The organism is Actinomycetota bacterium, from assembly GCA_019347575.1.
Classification (GTDB): Bacteria; Actinomycetota; Nitriliruptoria; order Nitriliruptorales; family Nitriliruptoraceae; genus JAHWKY01.
In genome coordinates this window covers 31,822-48,716 of sequence record JAHWKY010000033.1, presented here as the reverse complement: position 1 = coordinate 48,716, position 16,895 = coordinate 31,822, and the positions used below count along the sequence as shown (strand labels likewise).

General features: G+C 71.4%; 16 protein-coding genes. 11 read left to right on the top strand and 5 right to left on the bottom strand.

Annotated features, from left to right (window positions below; translation table 11 throughout):
* From KY469_18235 to KY469_18205, 7 genes are all read left to right on the top strand, one after another.
* A partial coding sequence (locus tag KY469_18235) for an SDR family NAD(P)-dependent oxidoreductase (protein ID MBW3665038.1) occupies positions 1-1,637 on the top strand: 1,637 nt, incomplete at its 5' end.
* Between the two features lie 124 nt (positions 1,638-1,761).
* Positions 1,762-2,715 (top strand): LysM peptidoglycan-binding domain-containing M23 family metallopeptidase, encoded by a 954-nt coding sequence (locus KY469_18230; protein ID MBW3665037.1) that lies wholly within the window; start codon positions 1,762-1,764, stop codon positions 2,713-2,715.
* Positions 2,716-2,838: 123 nt separating this feature from the next.
* Entirely contained in the window at positions 2,839-3,264 is a 426-nt protein-coding gene (locus KY469_18225; GenBank protein MBW3665036.1) for a YccF domain-containing protein, read from the top strand.
* 123 nt (positions 3,265-3,387) lie between these two features.
* A complete protein-coding gene (locus KY469_18220; GenBank protein MBW3665035.1) occupies positions 3,388-3,777 on the top strand; it encodes a nuclear transport factor 2 family protein in 390 nt (129 codons plus the stop codon).
* Between the two features lie 79 nt (positions 3,778-3,856).
* Positions 3,857-4,066, top strand: a complete 210-nt coding sequence (locus tag KY469_18215; GenBank protein MBW3665034.1) for a hypothetical protein — start codon at positions 3,857-3,859, stop codon at positions 4,064-4,066.
* Complete coding sequence (locus tag KY469_18210; protein ID MBW3665033.1) at positions 4,063-4,962, top strand: hypothetical protein; 900 nt, start codon at positions 4,063-4,065, stop codon at positions 4,960-4,962. Before KY469_18215 ends, KY469_18210 begins: the two co-directional genes overlap by 4 nt.
* Positions 4,963-5,259: 297 nt before the next feature.
* Positions 5,260-6,444, top strand: coding sequence for a peptidoglycan DD-metalloendopeptidase family protein (locus KY469_18205; protein ID MBW3665032.1), 1,185 nt, complete (start codon positions 5,260-5,262; stop codon positions 6,442-6,444).
* A 76-nt stretch (positions 6,445-6,520) separates the two neighbouring features.
* On the opposite strand, the gene KY469_18200 is transcribed toward KY469_18205, so the two are convergent.
* Positions 6,521-6,925, bottom strand: coding sequence for a DUF3052 domain-containing protein (locus KY469_18200; protein MBW3665031.1), 405 nt, complete (start codon positions 6,923-6,925; stop codon positions 6,521-6,523).
* 150 nt (positions 6,926-7,075) lie between these two features.
* On the opposite strand from KY469_18200, the gene KY469_18195 reads away from it, so the two are divergent.
* Together KY469_18195 and KY469_18190 are read left to right on the top strand one after the other, a co-directional pair.
* Complete coding sequence (locus KY469_18195) at positions 7,076-7,873, top strand: hypothetical protein (GenBank protein ID MBW3665030.1); 798 nt, start codon at positions 7,076-7,078, stop codon at positions 7,871-7,873.
* 115 nt (positions 7,874-7,988) lie between these two features.
* Entirely contained in the window at positions 7,989-10,814 is a 2,826-nt protein-coding gene (locus KY469_18190; GenBank protein ID MBW3665029.1) for a penicillin acylase family protein, read from the top strand.
* On the opposite strand, the gene KY469_18185 is transcribed toward KY469_18190, so the two are convergent.
* Together KY469_18185 and KY469_18180 are read right to left on the bottom strand one after the other, a co-directional pair.
* The gene (locus KY469_18185; protein ID MBW3665028.1) at positions 10,799-11,449 is read right to left on the bottom strand and encodes an adenylate kinase; all 651 of its coding nucleotides are present in this window, start codon (positions 11,447-11,449) and stop codon (positions 10,799-10,801) included. The genes KY469_18190 and KY469_18185 overlap by 16 nt on opposite strands.
* An 81-nt stretch (positions 11,450-11,530) precedes the next feature.
* Positions 11,531-12,301, bottom strand: a complete 771-nt coding sequence (locus KY469_18180; GenBank protein ID MBW3665027.1) for a DUF72 domain-containing protein — start codon at positions 12,299-12,301, stop codon at positions 11,531-11,533.
* Between the two features lie 120 nt (positions 12,302-12,421).
* On the opposite strand from KY469_18180, the gene KY469_18175 reads away from it, so the two are divergent.
* Together KY469_18175 and KY469_18170 are read left to right on the top strand one after the other, a co-directional pair.
* The gene (locus KY469_18175; GenBank protein ID MBW3665026.1) at positions 12,422-14,848 is read left to right on the top strand and encodes a PQQ-binding-like beta-propeller repeat protein; all 2,427 of its coding nucleotides are present in this window, start codon (positions 12,422-12,424) and stop codon (positions 14,846-14,848) included.
* A 57-nt stretch (positions 14,849-14,905) separates the two neighbouring features.
* Positions 14,906-16,009 (top strand): DUF2207 domain-containing protein, encoded by a 1,104-nt coding sequence (locus KY469_18170; GenBank protein MBW3665025.1) that lies wholly within the window; start codon positions 14,906-14,908, stop codon positions 16,007-16,009.
* Between the two features lie 58 nt (positions 16,010-16,067).
* Here KY469_18170 and KY469_18165 read toward each other — a convergent pair whose 3' ends face one another.
* On the bottom strand, positions 16,068-16,529 hold the full coding sequence (locus KY469_18165) for a hypothetical protein (protein ID MBW3665024.1): 462 nt from the start codon (positions 16,527-16,529) through the stop codon (positions 16,068-16,070).
* A 105-nt stretch (positions 16,530-16,634) separates the two neighbouring features.
* Positions 16,635-16,850: an Rdx family protein gene (locus KY469_18160; protein MBW3665023.1), complete on the bottom strand. Its 216-nt coding sequence runs from the start codon at positions 16,848-16,850 to the stop codon at positions 16,635-16,637.
* Between the last annotated feature and the right edge of the window lie 45 nt (positions 16,851-16,895).

The window sequence follows — 16,895 nt, the reverse complement described above, 5'->3', positions numbered from 1 at the left end:
CGTGCGACCCGCGGCTCAACACCAGCCAGTCGCTCGAGCTCGCGTTCCTCGTCGCCGCGCGGCGCGGTGCGCTCGGCAGATCGGTCGCAGCCGGTGTCGCGGTCGCGACGATCGGGCTCGCCGGGGCGTGGGCGTGGTCGCACGTGTGGGGCTGGCACCCGTGGCAGGCCGAGCTGCTGCCGATGGTGCTCGCCGCCGGCGCGCTCGCGGCGGTCGGGGCGGCGCTGCTGGGCTACGGCTTCGGCCGGGTCGTCTCCCACCACGCCAGCGGGCTGCGCGCCCGGCACGTGATCGCCGGGTTCGCCATGGTGCTGGTCGCGCTCGCGCTGCCGTTCCCGCGCAACGTCCCCGACGGCTCGGCGGTCGTGCGCACCGCCCCGGCGGGCGACGGGCTCGTCGAGGTCACGGTCGAGGTGAGCCCCCCCAACCTCGTCGCCGGCGCCAGCCGCTGGGAGGTCATGGCGTGGCAGAACGACGGCCACGTCAACGCCCCGCTGGTCGAGGTCGCCCCGGGTCGCTACACGACCGCGGAGCCGGTCCCCGTCGGGGCGTCGTGGAAGACGGTCGCGCGCCTCGCGGCGGAAGACCAGCTCGGCGGCATCCCGATCTACATGCCCGAGGACCCCGCGATCGACGCCAGCGAGGTGCCCGTCGCCCCGACGCGCGACCAGGCCTTCACCAGCGAGGCCGAGTACCTGCTGCGTGAGGCGCACGGCGGGCCGGCCTGGCCCGGCATCGTCGCCTACACCGCGGTGTTCACCGGCATCATCGCCATCCTCGGCCTGATCGTGGCCGGGGCGGTGCGGCTCGAACGGCGTCGGCGCGCACTCGGCTGGACGCGTGACGACGCCCCGCTCGCGGGCAAGCGCGTGGTGATCAGCGGCGCCAGCGGCGGCATCGGCGTCGCGACGCGCACCGCGCTCGAAGCCCAGGGCGCCCGCGTGATCGGACTCGACCTGATCGTCGACCGCCCCGACACCCTCGTGGTCGACGTGACCGACACCGAGGCGGTCGTCGCCGCGGTCGACGAGGCCGCAGCGCGGCTGGGCGGCATCGACGCGGTCATCGCGAACGCCGGCATCGGTGATGCCGACGACAGCACCCGACCGCCGTCGGAGCGAGCGCGCGACGTGCTCGAGGTGAACCTGCTCGGGGCGTGGAACACGATCGCCGCCGCGCTGCCCCACCTCGGTGACGGCGGGGTCGTGGTCGGCATCACGTCGGGCCTGGCATCCGCGGCCGTGCCCTACGCCGCGGCCTACACCGCGAGCAAGCGCGGTCTGTCGGGCTACCTCGACGTGCTCCGGCTCGAGCTCGAAGGCCGCATCGACGTCGTCGAGGTGCAGCCCGCCTACATCCGCACGGCGATCCACGACGGTCCGGCGCAGCGGGGCGCGAGCCTCGACGGTCTCGTCCGCGCCGAGGACGTCACCGACGCCGCGGCCGCCGTCGTGACCGCCCTGGAGGCGCCCCGGCGCCGTCTCGGCAGCTCGCCACTCGCGACGTTCGAGCTCGCCCTCGCCCGCCGCGCCCCGCGGCTCGTCGAGCGTCTCGTCCGCCGCCAGCTCCGCCGCGTCGAGGCCGCACACGGCCGCCCCGAGTTCACCTCCCCCGAAGTCCGCACTCCGGCGCGCTGACCACCCCGCTGCGGGTCGGGTTGTGGCCACGGACGGCCAGACGTCGACCCAGAGCGGGGTGGCGTGTTGCAGATGTTACCGTTGAGGTTTACCGTTACTCGTGTTGTAACGGGAGGTGACCGTGGTGACCGATCCGCGCGTGCTGCGGGGCGTGCTCGCGCTGCTGGCGTTGAGCTTGATCACGTCGGCGTCCCGCTCGTACACGATCCAGCCGGGCGACACGCTGTGGGAGCTGGCGCGCCACCTCGGGGTCGGCGTGACCGAGCTCGCCGCGCTCAACGGCATCACCGAGCCCGACCGCATCATCGTCGGTGACGTCCTCGAGGTGCCCGGCGCGACGACCGGCCCCGGCGCCCCACCGAACTCGACCCACGTCATCGCCCCCGGCGAGACCTTGAGCCAGATCGCGGCGCGCGCGGGAGTGTCCGTTGCCGAGCTGGCCGAGGCCAACGGGATCACCGACCCCAACCGGATCCTGGCGGGCACCGAGCTGCGCGTCGGCGACCTCCCCGCCGTGCCCGAGACCGACCACCTCGTCGCGAGCGCCGGCAGCACCCACACCGTCGCTGCGGGCGAGACGCTCAGCCAGATCGCCTCAAGGTACGACACGACGGTCGCCGATCTGGTGGTCGCCAACGACCTCGCCGACGCCAACCGCATCTGGGTCGGGCAGGTCCTCACTGTCACGGGCGGAGGCTGGCGCTGCCCGGTCAGCGAGCTCGCCACCTTCATCAACGACTACGGCGTGATCAAGCCCGACGGCCGGGTCCACGAAGGTGTCGATGTGTTCGCGCCCCGCGGCACCCCGGTCGTCGCACCCATCGCCGGCGTCGCCGAGCAGGTGGACGGCACGCTGGGCGGCCTGCAGGTGTGGCTGCACGGCGACGACGGGTCGCTGTACATCGCCACCCACCTGGACAGCTTCGGGGCGGCGGGGCGCGTGGCTGCAGGGGAGGTCATCGGCGCCGTGGGCACCAGCGGCAACGCCGCCCACACCTCACCGCACGTGCACTTCGAGGTCCTCCTGGACGGCACCAACGTCAACCCCTACCCGCTCCTCGAAGCCGCCTGCGTCTGAGCCCTACGGGGACCGTGATCGGCTGACCGAACTGCCGCCGAGTCCGACCGGTCGAGCGTCGCACCGGGCGCCGTGTCGTGCTACCGCTTCGCTACTTGAGCACTCGCAGGTACCGTCGGCGCGATGCTGCGACTGATCCTCAACATCCTCTGGTTCGTCCTCGCCGGGGTCGAACTGGCCCTCGCGTACGCACTCGCAGGGCTGGTGTCGATCGTGTTCATCATCACGATCCCCCTCGCGCTTCCCGCCTTCCGTCTGGCGTGGTACTCGCTGTGGCCCTTCGGCCGCGTCGTCGTCGAGAAGCCGGACGCCGGGGCCGGGTCGCTGCTCGCGAACATCGTGTGGTTGGTGGTCGTCGGTTGGTGGCTGGCAGTGGCGCACCTCGCCGTCGCGTTGCTGTTGGCGATCACGATCATCGGGATCCCGTTCGCGGTCGCCGTGCTCAAGCTCGCCGGCCTCGCCCTCGCCCCGTACGGCAAGGAAGTCGTCACCGTGGAAGAGGCGCATCATCGTGACCTCACCGTCGTGCACCGGACCGAGCGCGCCTGAACCGGCCGCTGCTGCCGGGACCGAACGCGCCTGAGCCGGTCGTATCCGAGAGGACGGTGGACACCCGCGCTCGCCCCCGGCACGTTGTGCGCGTACCGATCCGGCGACCGACAGGGAGCGCACATGGCACACCCCAACGAGGACATCATCCGTCAGGCGTACGCGGCCTTCAGCTCCGGTGATATGGACGCCCTGAGCGGTTCCATGGCGGACGACGTGACCTGGCACGTACCGGGCGACAGCCCGATCGCCGGTGACTACGAGGGCAAGGAGGCGGTCTTCGGGTTCTTCGGCAAGCTCGCGGAGCTGTCCGGCGGCACGCTCAACCTCGGCGTCCACGACATCCTCGCCAACGACGAGCACGCGGTCGCACTCGTGCGCACGACCGCCTCACGGGAGGGTCGCGAGCTGGACCAGAACGCCGTCCACGTCATGCACGTCCGCGACGGCCAGGTGACCGAGTTCTGGTCCACGCAGGACGACCAGGCTGAGGCCGACGCGTTCTGGTCGTAGCCGACGTACGGCCCTTCGAACGGGCGCGGCGTCCCACCTATGACGTACGGTGGAGAACGCGCCACCTGAGGAGGTCGCCGTGAGACTGGGTCAGTTCGTCCGTTCGGGCGTCGCTCATCCCCTGCGGGGCGAGGCGAGGGCCGACATCACGACCGAACCGATCGATGCCATCGCCGACGAGGCCGACGATGTCGCGACCGACGAGGCCGACGGCGTCGGGACCGACGAGGCCGACGCGGGAACGCCTGCGGCGGTCCGACAGGACCTGTTGGGCGAGCACGCGGGGTGAACCGCGATGGGGCCTTCGACGACCACGTCGACGGCGAGCTGACCGGCTTCAAGGTCGCACGGCTGGGAAGCGACGGGTTGCTCCACGGCGTGACCACCGGTTCGTACGCCGTCATCGACCGCGCCACGTGCCGCCGCCTGACGGCGCACCGCGCCCCGCACTTGCACTGCCGCTGCGGGTTCCACGCCTACAAGTCGCGGCGCGACGCCGCGACGCTCCTTCGGGGTGTCGCCGACTTCCTGCTGCTCGAGGTGGGCCTGTCCGGGCGCTTCCTTGAGTTCGAGCTGGGCTACCGCGCCGAGTACCAGCGCGTCCGCCGCATCGAGATCGACAACGTCTGCGGGACGTGCGGGGCGGCGGCCTCCGGCGTCGGCGTACTCGGCGCCCCACCCTCCGATCTGATCGCGGCTGCGCGGCTACTGCTCTGGGGCAACCCCGCCCGTCTTCGCACACTCGTTCCCGCCTGCCAAGAACACGCCGCGGCCTGGATCGATATGGCCGAACTCGCGCAGCTGCTGCGCCTGTCGGTGGACGCCCTTGTCCTGACGAAGCCGATCGCCGCGCCGAGCGTCACCCTCGAGGCCGTGCTCGACCCGGCCGTGAGCACGGCCACCCTCTTCGAGCTGGCACGGTCGACGGGTGACCTGCGACGGGCGTGTCGCGAGCTCCCCCTCACCGAGCTACACCGCACCCTGTTCAAGGCCTGCGACATCGACCCATCGGGGTGGCGCGCCCTGCTCGTGCGCCAACTCGCGGACGGCAACGCCCCGACCGCTCTGGACCTACCGCGCCGCTGGTGGCGTCAGCCGGTCGATGCGCACCAGCTCGTCCCGGCCGCGCAGCGCGACGCGTCCCCTCCCCCACCGGCGACCTGGCCCGTCGACGAGCCACGTTGAGCCACGTCGATCCCGGCCACGGGCGCGGGGGCGACCGGGCTTGCCCGACGGCCTCCTGTCAGCGGCCTGCATCCTGAGGGAGAACCGGGGGCGAGCACGCCGGGACACGGAACGCGGGAGACACCGCCACGCGGAGGACCGCGAACCCGCCGCGAACGGCACGGTGGAGAAACTCAAGCGCATGGCCGGACCGCCCACCGACTAGGGCGCAGCACGTCACGGCCGGCGGCCACTTCGTTACCATCCGTCTCTCCTGTGCCAGACCACCCGACCGCGACGCGAGGGGTGAGAGGGTCCGTGCATGCACCGACGCGATCGCTCATCGCCGCCGTCGTGGTGGCGGCGCTCGTCGGCGGTGCGCTGCCGCTCGGGGCACAGCAGGCGGAGCAGAGCCGTCTGAAGCAAGCCCAGGCCAAGCTCGAGCAGGTCGAGGCGGCGCTGGCCGAGGCGGGCGGGGCGCGTGACGCGGCGAGGATGCAGCTCGCCGAGGCCGACGAGCAGCTGCGCACCCTCGAGGACGCGGTCAACCTGGCCGCGATCGCGGTGGAGCAGCAGGTGGCCGTGGTCGCCGGGGCGCAGGCGCGGCTCGACCGGGCGCAAGCCGATGCTGACGCCGTCGGCGACCTCATCGCGGTGCGCGTTTCGGAGATGTACAAGCGCGGGTCGGTCGACGTGATCGAGTTGCTTGCGACCGCCTCGTCCCCGTCGGATGCGCTCGACCGCGCGAGCTTCGTCTCGGCGCTGGTCGGCAACGACCGTGCCCGACTCGAACAGCTCGACTCGCTGCAGATCGCGGTCACGGCGGAGCGCGAACGCCTGGAGGCGGAGCTCGGACGCCTCAGCACGATCGAGGCGGAGCAGCGCCAGCTGGCGGCGCGTGCGCAGGAGCTACGCGACCACCGTGCCCTGCAAGCGGCGGCGGCCGAGGAGGAGGTCCGCGAGCTCGCGCAGCACAAGGAGGTCCTCGCCGAGGAGTCCGCCGAGCTCGAGCGGGTCATCCGCGAGAAGCAGCGTCGGGCTGCCGAAGCCGCCGCCGCCGCAGCCCGCGCCGCAGCTGCCCGCGCCGCCGCCGCACAGGCACCCGCCCCGCCCACGTCCGTGTCGGGGGGCGGCTACATCTGGCCGCTGTGCGGGGCCGTGACCTCGGGGTACGGGCGCCGCTGGGGGCGGATGCACGCCGGCCTCGACATCGACGGCGACACCGGTGACCCGATCGTGGCATCCCGGCCCGGCCTGGTGATCCTCGCTGGCTGGCAGAACGGCTACGGCCAGCTCGTCGTCGTCGACCACGGCGACGGCGTCAGCACCGCGTACGCGCACCAGAGCCGCATCCGCGTGAGTGAGGGCCAGGCCGTCGACCGCGGCCAGCGGCTCGGCGACGTGGGGAGCACGGGGCGCTCCACCGGCCCGCACCTGCACTTCGAGGTCCGCGTCAACGGCAGCCCCATCGACCCCCGCCGCGTCCTCCCCGCCTCGTGCTGAGAACCCACCTGAGCGTGTGCATCCGGACCCGGTAGGCGGGTCTGGTTGCACCCGCTCGGAGGTCCGGGGGCCGGTGTCAGCGGTGCTCGCGGCGCCAGACCAGCTTCAGCCCCGACCAGGTATCGTCGATCGCGGCGACCTTGACGTCGACGAGACCACGGGGCAGCGCGACCTCGCGGACCACGTCCTCGGTGAGGTCGGTCTCGACCCCGCTCGACCGCTTCGGCCACGACACCCACAGCGTCCCGGCCGGGTGGATGGCGCGTCCGAGGGCGTCGATGCGGCGCGCCAGCTCCGCCCGAGATGTCGTGAACAGGTGGATCAGCTCGACCCGGCCACGGATGTCGGTGCGCACGGTGACGTCCACTGGGTGCACGACCGTGGCCCGCAGGTAGCCGGGCGGGGCGTTGAGCACGGCGATGGTCGCGCCCTCGGCGATGCCGAGTTTCCGCGCCAGCGGCGTCCCCGAGTAGCCCGCCACGTCCGCTCCCGTCGACACGCGCGAGCCTACGCCTCGCGGTCGGCCGATGACACCGAGCAGGAGTCGTTAACGGCCGCGTCGAAGCATCCACTTCCCAGTACCGATCCGAACGTCCCGAGGGGGGTCAACCCGATGCGACCGAACATCCGCTTGAGCGCAGCGATCACCGCGCTCCTCCTGGCGAGCGCGCCGGCCGGCGCGCTCGTGCACTCCGCCAGCTCGTCCAGTGCGAGCGGCGCCAGCTCCACCGCAGCCGCGAGCGCCGAGCCGATCACCGCCAGCGTCGCGAGCGCGGCGGTCACCGACTCCGCGGTTGCTTCCACCGCCGTCGCCGCTGCCGAGGCCGTCTCCGCCGACACCGTCGTCGCGGACCAGAGCGCCGACAGCAACGCGGCAGCGGACCCCATCAAGGACGCCGACCAGGCGGGCTCCACGGAGGTCAAGACCGAAGCGCGAAGCTGTGGCGCCGAGCACGACACCCACTACGAGCCGCCGAGCGGTCAGGGTCTCCAGGAGTGCAAGGACCCGGAGACGGGCGAGCACGACGACAGCCGGACCTACACCGCCAAGCACTTCACCAACGAGCTGACCTGCGGGACTCAGAACGAGATCCCACCCATGAGCACCCCGCTGCTGACGATCAGCGGTGACGGGACTGGTGGCGCTGGTGGCGGTGGTGGCTACATCCAGGTCTGCTCCGACGACGAGCTGCCGGTCCACGGTCGTATCACCCTCGCTGGTGACGTGAGCACCGGCGGTAGCGGCCAGGGATCGCTCACTGCTGACGGCGACAACACGAACAGCCCCGACCAGGCGAGAGGCTGGGCGCAGGTCAACTTCGGCAGCGGCGGGACCCCGAGCGTTCGCTGCGGCAAGGCGTACGCGGATGGCGGCCGTGCGGACTCGACGAACCCGACCACCGAGGACAACCAGGAACAGTGCGGGTGACGTTGCGGTAGCCACATCACCCCACCACGGAGGGGCCCCGACCGGGGCCCCTCTGCCCGTTCGGTCGCGCCGCGCGGCGCCACTAGCGTGCGCCTCACCGAGGGGAAGGGAGCCGATGCGTTGGCTGTTCACCCGCGTCTGCACCCTGGGCGCGGTCGCGCTGCTCACGCTCACCCTGGCGCCGGCGGCGTCCGCGCAGTCCGGGGTCGAGGTCCGCATCGTCCGCGACGGCTTCGGCGTGCCGCACGTCTACAGCGACACCCTCGAAGGCGTGTCGTACGGGGCGGGCTACGCCATCGCGCAGGACCGGCTGTGGCAGCTGGAGGTGCTGCGCGCACTGGGCAAGGGCGAGTTCCAGCGCGTGTTCGGACCCATCCCGGGCTTCGACGAAATGGATCGCAGCGCGCGGCTGCTGTTCTACACCGACGAGGAGCGGCGGGCCAAGTTCGAGCGCCTGCCGGCGGAGCTGCGCGGCATGTACCTCGCCTTCGTCGACGGCATCAACGCGTGGATGGACGAGGCGCGCACCGACCCGAGCAAGCTCCCGATGGAGTTCACCGAGTTCGGGCTCGGGCCGCCGGAACCGTGGGACATCACCGACTCCATCGCGATCGCGGACACGCTCGTCGAGACCTTCGGGGCCGGAGGAGGCAGCGAGCTCGACCAGGCCGAACTGCTCGACTACCTCACCGACACGTTCGGCGAGGCCGAGGGCGAGGCGGCGTTCGACGACGTCCGCTGGCTCAACGACCCGGCCGCACCGGTGTCGATCCCACGGGATTACGAGTGGGAGAGCCAGCGGAGCGCCGCACACGACCTTCCCGCGAAGGACTGGCGCCGGGACGCCCGTCTCGGACTGTCGGAGGGAGAGCGAGCCCCGCTGGGACCGGCCGCCGCAGCCCGTCCGTCGGCGGTCGGAACCCGTGCGCAGGCCTCGCTGCTCCCCGAGGACCCCTCGTCCGAGAGCGTCGCGGCCTACGAGGCGTTCCAGCGCGGGAAGGAGCAGCTGCTGACGTTCCTGCACTTCGGATCCAACGCCTACATCGGCGGGCCCCAGGTCACCGAGGCCAGCGGCACGCTGCAGCTCGGCGGCCCCCAGGTCGGCCAGTTCGCCCCCCAGATCATCGCCGAGTTCGGCCTGCACTCCCCCGAGAACGGCCTCGACATGGTCGGGCTCACCTTCGCCGGAGCCGGCCCGATCGTGCTCATCGGCCGCGGCCCTGACTTCGCCTTCACGACGACGACCGGCAACTCCGACGGCGCCGACATCTACGTCGAGCAGCTCGGCGACCCCGCCGACGACGGCACGCCCACCTACGTCTACGACGGTCAGCTCGAGCGGATGGACTGCCGCGAGGAGACCATCCCGCAGAAGTCGGGACTGCCCGGCGAGACCATCGAGGTGTGCCGCACCCGTCACGGGCCGGTCATCTCGACGGACGAGGACAACGGCGTCGCCTACAGCATCCGCCGCTCGTGGTTCGACATGGAGACGGGGACCTTCAACGGCTTCACGGGCTACAACTTCGTCGACTCGGTCGAGGACTTCGCCACCGCCGCGAACCTGCTGCAGTCGAACCACAACATGTTCTACGTCGACGCGAGCGGCGATTACGGCTACTGGCACCCGGGAGCGCTGCCGATCCGCGCGCCCGGCACCGACGTGCGGTTGCCGCAGGACGGCACCACAACCGACACCGAGTGGGTGCGGCTGCGTAGCGCCGAGGAGGTGCCGCACGCGGTCAACTTCCCCCGCGGCTGGCTCACGAACTGGAACAACAAGCCGGCGGTGAGCTGGGACAACGGCGACGGGGCGAACTACGGGGCGGTGTTCCGCAGCCAGCTCTGGAACGATCTCTCCGCGTCGGACCTCGAGATGACCATCCCCGACCTCGAGGGCTTCAACCGCATCAACGGCACCACCGAACTCGAGTTCCGCTTCTTCCGCGACCACATCGTGCGGGCGGGGCGCGCCTCGGACGACGAGCAGGTGCGCGCGGCCGCCGAGATCCTCGCGGACTGGGGCGCTCGTCGCGAGGACACGGACGGGGACGGTCTGGTCGACAGCGAGCCGGGCTACACGATCTGGGACGACTGGCGCTCGGTGGCTCGTGATCTCGCGTTCGACGACGACCTCGGCGAGTTCAGCGGCCGCTCGAGCGACTCGATGTTGCTGCACGTCATCGAGGGCGATGACGCCTCTCTGGTCAAGAGCCGCGACTGGCTCAACGGCGAGGACGTCGACACCTTCCTGAACCGGGTCATGCGCGCCAACCTCGATGCCATCGCCGCCGACCAGGAGACCGACGACATGAGCCAGTGGGCGTCGGCCATGCGGACGCAGCACTATACCCGGCTCAACGTGGCCTTCTACACCTGCGAGGTCGCCCGCGCCGTGGCGTCGGACGCGGGGTGCGACGACTCGCTGCCCGGCAACGTGCGCACGCTGGACTACATGAACCGGGGCACCTACAACCACATCGTCGAGTTCCGCCCCGACGCCCCGACCACCCCGACCGTCGTCGACGACCCCGCCCCGCCCCCCGCACCCGCCCCCGCGCCCCTGCCGACTACCGGCGGAGGCGCGATCGCGATCGGCGCGATCCTGCTCGGAGCGGCGGTGGCGGTCGCGGGGCGCCGACGCCGTCGGACGATCACGCTCATCGGCACGACGATCGCGCTCGGGACGCTGGTCACCTCGATCGGGGTCGGGGCGGAGACGTTCGTCGAGGACCGTGACGGCTACACCGTCGAGGCCGAGTCGATCATCTCCCCCGGTCAGTCCGGGTTCATCGACCACACCGGCCAGCAGTCACCGCACTACGAGGACCAGCACGAGCTGTACGCCAACTGGGTCTACAAGCCGATGCCGCTGCGCCAGGCCGACGTCGAGCAGCTCGGGGACGGCACCGTGACCACCCTCACCTACGCCCCGTCCTGAGCGGGCGGGGCGGCGGCGCGCACGCGCGGGTAGACCTCGTCCGGTTCCCCTGAGCCGTCGACGCGGCGCAGCAGGCCCCGCGCCTCGTAGCGCTCGATCAAGGGAGCGGTCTCGCGCTCGTAGACCTCGAGGCGGTCGCGCACGACCGTGGGCGTGTCGTCGGGGCGGGTACGCAGCTCCAACCCGTCATGGTCGCAGATCCCCGGCTGCCGGGGTGGATCGAACTCCACGTGGTAGACGTGGCCCTCGGGGCACACGCGGCGGCCCAGGATCCGCGCGATGACCTCACCCTCGTCGACCTCGAGCAGCAGCACGGCGTCAGGTACGAACCCCAGCTCCGACTCGAGGCGCTCCGCCTGCGGCGGGGTCCTCGGCGCGCCGTCGAGGACGATGCCGCGGTTGTCGTCGAACGACCCGAGCTGACGCCGTAGCACCTCGACGACCAGAGCGTCCGGGACCAGCCCTCCAGCATCCATCGCGCCCCGGACGCGCTGGCCGAGCTCGTCGCCTCTGGCGATGTGCTCCCGAAGGACGTCGCCGATCGCGATGTGCTCGAGGTCGAGGTCGTCCGCGAGCCGTGACGCGTGCGTGCCCTTGCCCGAGGCGGGCGGCCCCATGATGATGATGCGGTCCACGCTGCTCCTGCGACGACGCCGCAGCCTAGGAGCAGTCCGCATCGACGTAGGCGGTTCTGTACCCCACAGGTCAAGGACGACCTACCTCGATGTGGCATCGCCCCAGGGCTCGGCGGCGTCTCCGAGCAGTTCGATGAGGGTGAGCGCGTTGCGCGGGGCGTTGGCCTGGTAGTCGTTGTTGAAGAACACCCAGCCGTCCCGGCCGTCGCGTGCCTGCCCGACGAGCCGCTCGGCGAGGGGCTCGAGCTCGTCCCGAGCGTAGTCGTAGTGGTAGCGCTCGTCGGGGTCACCGCTGAGGCCGTGGAGGCGGACGTAGACGAAGTCGGCGGTCAGCGGGAACACATCCGGCATCTGCTTGTCCGAGATCCAGACGCACGCGGCATCGTGACGCTTCAGGACGTCGTAGACGTCGTCGTCGAACCAGGACCGGTGGCGGAACTCGACCGCGTGATAGCCGCTCGGCAACGCCGTCAGGAAATCGTCGAGGCGGTCCACGTCGCGGTGCAGGTTCGGTGGCAGCTGCCACAACCACACCCCGAGGTAGCTCTTGAGTGCGGCCATCCGTCGCTCGGCGTTGCCGATGGCCTCAGGGGTGCCCTCGCCGAGCTTGAGGTTGTGGGTGATGTACCGGCTGCCCTTGACGGCGTAGCGGAAGCCCGGCGGGGCCGCGTCGTGCCACTTCTCGACGGTGGTCTCCTTGGGGAGCCGGTAGAAGGTGGCGTTGACCTCGACGGTGGAGAAGACCGTGCGGTAGTGCTCGAACCAGCGCTTCTTCGCCACGTCCTCGGGGTAGAACGCGCCCTTCCAGTCGTCGTACTGCCACCCTGAGGTCCCGACGCGGATCGTGCCCACAGGTCAGCTCCGGCGGTTGGGTCCGACGTCGACCGTACGGGACAGCTCGCAGGTGCAGCGGGACAGGAGGACAGGGACACGCCGTCGAACACCTCCACGGGCGAACCGAGGGGAGCGGACATGCAGCGGACGCTGACGATCGTGGCGACGATGGCGCTGGCGGCCCTGCCGGCCGCGACCTACGAGACCGGGACGACGCCGCCCGCCGCCGTCGGTTCCATCACGCCAGCCGATGCGCCGGTCTCCGTGGCGTGGGCGGTGCGTGGGAGCACCGGCCCCTTCGAGCTCGAGACCTTCGACGATCCCGTACTCGGCACGGGGGTCGCTGCCGCGGGGTACACCGGCGGCGTCTCGCTCGTGACCGCCAGCGGCGAGCGTTGGCGTTCCCACGACGGGTACCAGCTCACGGCGCTGGCTCCCGTCGCTGACCTGACGGGGGACGGGATCGTCGACGTCGCAGCGGGGTTCTACCCGCACCGCGTCGTCGTCATCGACGGTGCCACGGGGTCCGCGGCCGCCGAGCTCAGCGTGCCGGCGCCCCCTGAGGGCCTCGCGGTGGGCGATGCGACCGGCGACGGCGTCGCTGATCTCTACGTGGTCACGCGGGGGGGATGGTTCGACGCGGCCGTGAAGCAGCACACCGTCCGACTCCTCGAGGGTGGTTCGTTGGAGGAGGTGTGGGCCGTGACGATGGCGGTGGATGAGGGCATCGTCATGGCCGCGGACGCCGGGGACCTCGACGGAGACGGCCGCGCCGATCTCGTGTTCGGGACGCGCTCGAACGGGCCCCGTGTCCACGCATGGGATGCCGACGGCGAGGGGATCTGGTCGACCGCTCTGGGCGGCACCATCTCGGGCCTCGTCGTGGCCGACGACGGCGCCACGGTGTTCGCCTCCGTGACGGGTACGAAGCTCTCGGCCCTCGACGCCACGGACGGATCCGTGCGGTGGGACGCCGCCGGAACGTCCGGCTTCGCGCGGCTGACGGCCGCCGATCTGGACGGGGACGGCGCGGACGACGCTGTCTGGTCGATCTACGGAGCCGCCGGCTACAGCCCGACCAACCAGGTACAGGCAGTCGCCGGCGAGGACGGCACGCTGCTGTGGACCGTCCCGACCACCACCCCCCCGAAAGGTCTCGCCGTCGGGGACCTCACCGGAGACGGCACCCCGGACGTGGCGGTCACGACCCAGGACCCGTTCGGGGTCGTGGGCACCGGGCGCCAGGCGAACCACGTCAGCGCCATCGAAGGCAGGACGGGCGCGCCGCTGTGGACGCACGTCGTCGCCGGCGAGCAGATGACGATCTTCGCCGATGTCGCGATCGTCGACGTCACCGAGGACGGGACACCGGAGGTCGTCGCGGCGCCCTACACGGACGTGCTGCTCGGACTCGCCGCCGAGGATGGCTCGTCGGTGTGGGAGGCAGCGCTCGGCGCGCCGATCCAGGCCGCCACCGCCGCCGATCTCGACCACGATGGTCAGGACGAGATCATCACCGCCAGCGATGACCTGCGCATCGTCGCTCGGGACGCGGCGACCGGAACGGCGCGCTGGGTCACCGACGTCGGTGTGGAGGTGGTCTTCCTCGCGACCACCCCGGGCCCGGCTCCCGATGTCATCGCGGTGGGTCGGTCACAGGCGTTCGGTCTCGACGGGGACACCGGCGCCGTCGCGTGGACGACGAGCCTGCCAGGCTGGATCGACTCGGCGACGGTGTTCACCGACGGTCGCCCGCTGCTGGCGATCGGCTCACGCGTCTCCGGCGGTATCCGCACCAACCCCTGGGACGGGGCCACGGGCACGGTCACCCTCGTCGATGTCGACACCGGCGCGGTGCGGTGGACCATCCCGACACCAGGAGGCCGCGTCGCCGATCTGGCTGCGGGCGATGCGACCGGTGATGGCGTCGCCGACGTGGCCGTGGCGACGGCGGGTTACGCAGCGAGCATCACCCTCCTCGACGGGACGGATCTGGAGATGGCTCCCACACCGGCCTGGACCGTGCCCGCCGACTCCTCCGTGATCGGCGTCCACGTCACCGGGGGATCAGTGCTGGCGGTGCAGCCGTCGGCGGACGCGGTCGCGGCCTACAGCGGCGACGACGGCACCGAGTCGTGGCGCACGACGGTCGAGTCCGCGACGCCCCTGGGTTGGGCCGACACCGACGGTGACGGGATCGATGAGGCGATCGTCGGCTCTGACCTGTTCAGGCCCCGCGTCGCTGTCGTCGACGGTGCGGAGGGGACGGTCGTCGTCGACCTCGACACGGGGTTGCGCTTCCTGTCCGCGGCGGCGTGGACCGACGCTGACGCCGACGGTGACGCCGACCTTCTGCTGGCATCCGACGGGGGCGTGTTCGGCGAGGGGGCGGTGTTCGCCCTCGATGGGACGGCCGCCACGAGCGGCACGTTGGTCGAGCTCTGGCGTTACGCCGCGATCAACGCCTGGGGGCTCGAGCCCGTCGCCACGGGCGACGCGTCGAACTGGTTCGCGTACGGCTTCACCGCCCTGCCAGCCGCCGGCGTGATGCTGACCATCGGCTGATCCCGCTCCTGTAGTGTTGCTGCGGCGGCCACGAGGGGTTCGGCGAGCGGGGTCGGAGTGCGGGGCGACAAGGGGCCGGCGGGGACCATCTTCGTGGTGTTCGCGCTCGTCAGCGCGCTGGGCATCGCCGGAGCGGTGCTGGTCAACCGACTGATCACCGAGAACATCGGGTCGATCCCCGGCGAGCACCGACTCGATGAGGTCTTCGGTCAGGTGCCGGGTCTGGCGGACACCGACGCCATCCTGGTGACGACCACCCCGCGGCTCGAGATCGCACTCGCCGTCGGGGCGGTTCTGGTGCTGGTCATCTTCCTCCAGGTGCTGCGCCAGGGCCTCGACCGGGCGCTCGCCCGGCGCGACGACGGCGAGGTCCGCTACCGACCACCCGAAGGGGTACGCCCCGCCCACCTCGGCCTGCTCCTCGACGGCGAGGTCCACCAGTCCGACCTGGTCGCATCGATCATCGACCTCGCCGCCCGCGGCCACCTCCGCATCGTCGCGATCGAGGCCGGCTCGCGGTACGTGCTCGTCCGCCAGGAGGGATCGGACCCGCTGCACCAGTTCGAGCGCGTGCTGCTCGATCGACTCTTCATGACCGCAGGTGCGCAGTGGGTGGGCGAGGGCGACCAGCGGAGACCGGCGGTCGAGCTGTCGAGCCTGCGTGGGAGGTTCGCCTCGGGCTTCGAGGACGTCCGCGACGTACTGCTGCACGAAGCGGTCGCCCGCGGGTGGTTCCGGCGTCACCCCGATGACGTGCGCTGGTACTGGTGGGCGCTGGGTTTCACCGGGCTGGTGGGAGCGATCGTCGCGGGGGTGATCCTGGCCGTCGTGTCCGACTGGGCCATCGTCGCCATCCCGGTCGCGAGCGCGTCGGTCGTGCTGCTCCTGGTGTCGCGGTGGCTGCCGACTCGGACGCGCGCGGGGCGCCGGATGCTGCGCGAGTCGGCCGGGTTCCGCCGGTTCGTCGAGACCGCTGAGGCTGGACGAGCGGAGTTCGCCGAGGAGAGCGACCAGATGATCGACTACCTCGGCTACGCCGTCGCGATGGGACTGGTCAGCGGCTGGGTCGGCCGCTTCCGCGGGCTCGAGGACACCGGCAGACGGCGACGCATCGATCCCACGCCGCTGGACGCCTACCTCGAGGTCGCCCGCCTCAGCTGAGTGCTCAAGTAGCGAAGCGGTAGCACAACCTGAGTGCTCACAACCTGAGCAGGCGAGGTCAGAAGGTGGAGGTGACCACGAGCTGCTCGGGGTCGTCGGGCGAGACGAGCACCGGCACGGAGGAGCCAGGCGTGAGCATCCCGCTGTGCTTGACCTCCTCGACGCGGTAGACGGGGCGGTCGGCGAGCTGAACCTCGAAGCCCACGCGTGTGGACGGCACCCCGTTGACGGTCACGCCGGTGGGCTCGCAGTACAGCACCTTCGCGGTGCCCGGCAGGCCCGTGCTCATGAGCGCGCTGGCCTGACCGAGCCGGCGTGAGTAACGGAACGCGAACAGGATGAAGACGACCCCGAGCCCCATCAGGCCGTAGCCGACGACGGTCCAGTACGGGCCGACCTCGGGGATGAAGCGACCACCCACGACCCAGAACGCCCCGAACACGATCTCGCCGAGGCCGGTGAAGAGCATGCCGTTGCGCTGGCGGCGTAGCTGTCTGGAGTTGTGCACGGCAACGGCCACGGTCTTCCCCCTGCGATCCCCCCGGGCGCCCCGCCCGGTCCGTCGCGGTGAACCGTAGCGGCCCAGGAACGCTTCGCGCCACACCGTGATGGTCCGCCGTGAGCCTCAGTCGTCGCATACCTCGGGACCGATGCGCTCCCGCACCATCGCTGCCACCTCATCCGGTTCGGCGTGCCGGCCCAGCTCCGCCTTCGAGAAGATCAGCTCCTCATCGAGGGTCACCTCGAAGCGACCCTTGGAGCTCGAGACGAGCGTCACGTCCTCGATGACGTTCGCCCAACCGCTCAGGAGCTCGTCCGCCAGACCGACGGCACGGGGGATGTAGTTTCAGGGGACGCAGAACTCGATGCGGATGCGGTGCCGCGG

What these genes read in the sequence shown, in the direction of transcription:
- KY469_18225 (MBW3665036.1), top strand. Translation starts at nt 2,839, where the DNA reads ATGCTGCGACTGATCCTCAACATCCTCTGGTTCGTCCTCGCCGGGGTC.
- KY469_18220 (MBW3665035.1), top strand. Translation starts at nt 3,388, where the DNA reads ATGGCACACCCCAACGAGGACATCATCCGTCAGGCGTACGCGGCCTTC.
- KY469_18190 (MBW3665029.1), top strand. Translation starts at nt 7,989, where the DNA reads ATGCGTTGGCTGTTCACCCGCGTCTGCACCCTGGGCGCGGTCGCGCTG.
- KY469_18175 (MBW3665026.1), top strand. Translation starts at nt 12,422, where the DNA reads ATGCAGCGGACGCTGACGATCGTGGCGACGATGGCGCTGGCGGCCCTG.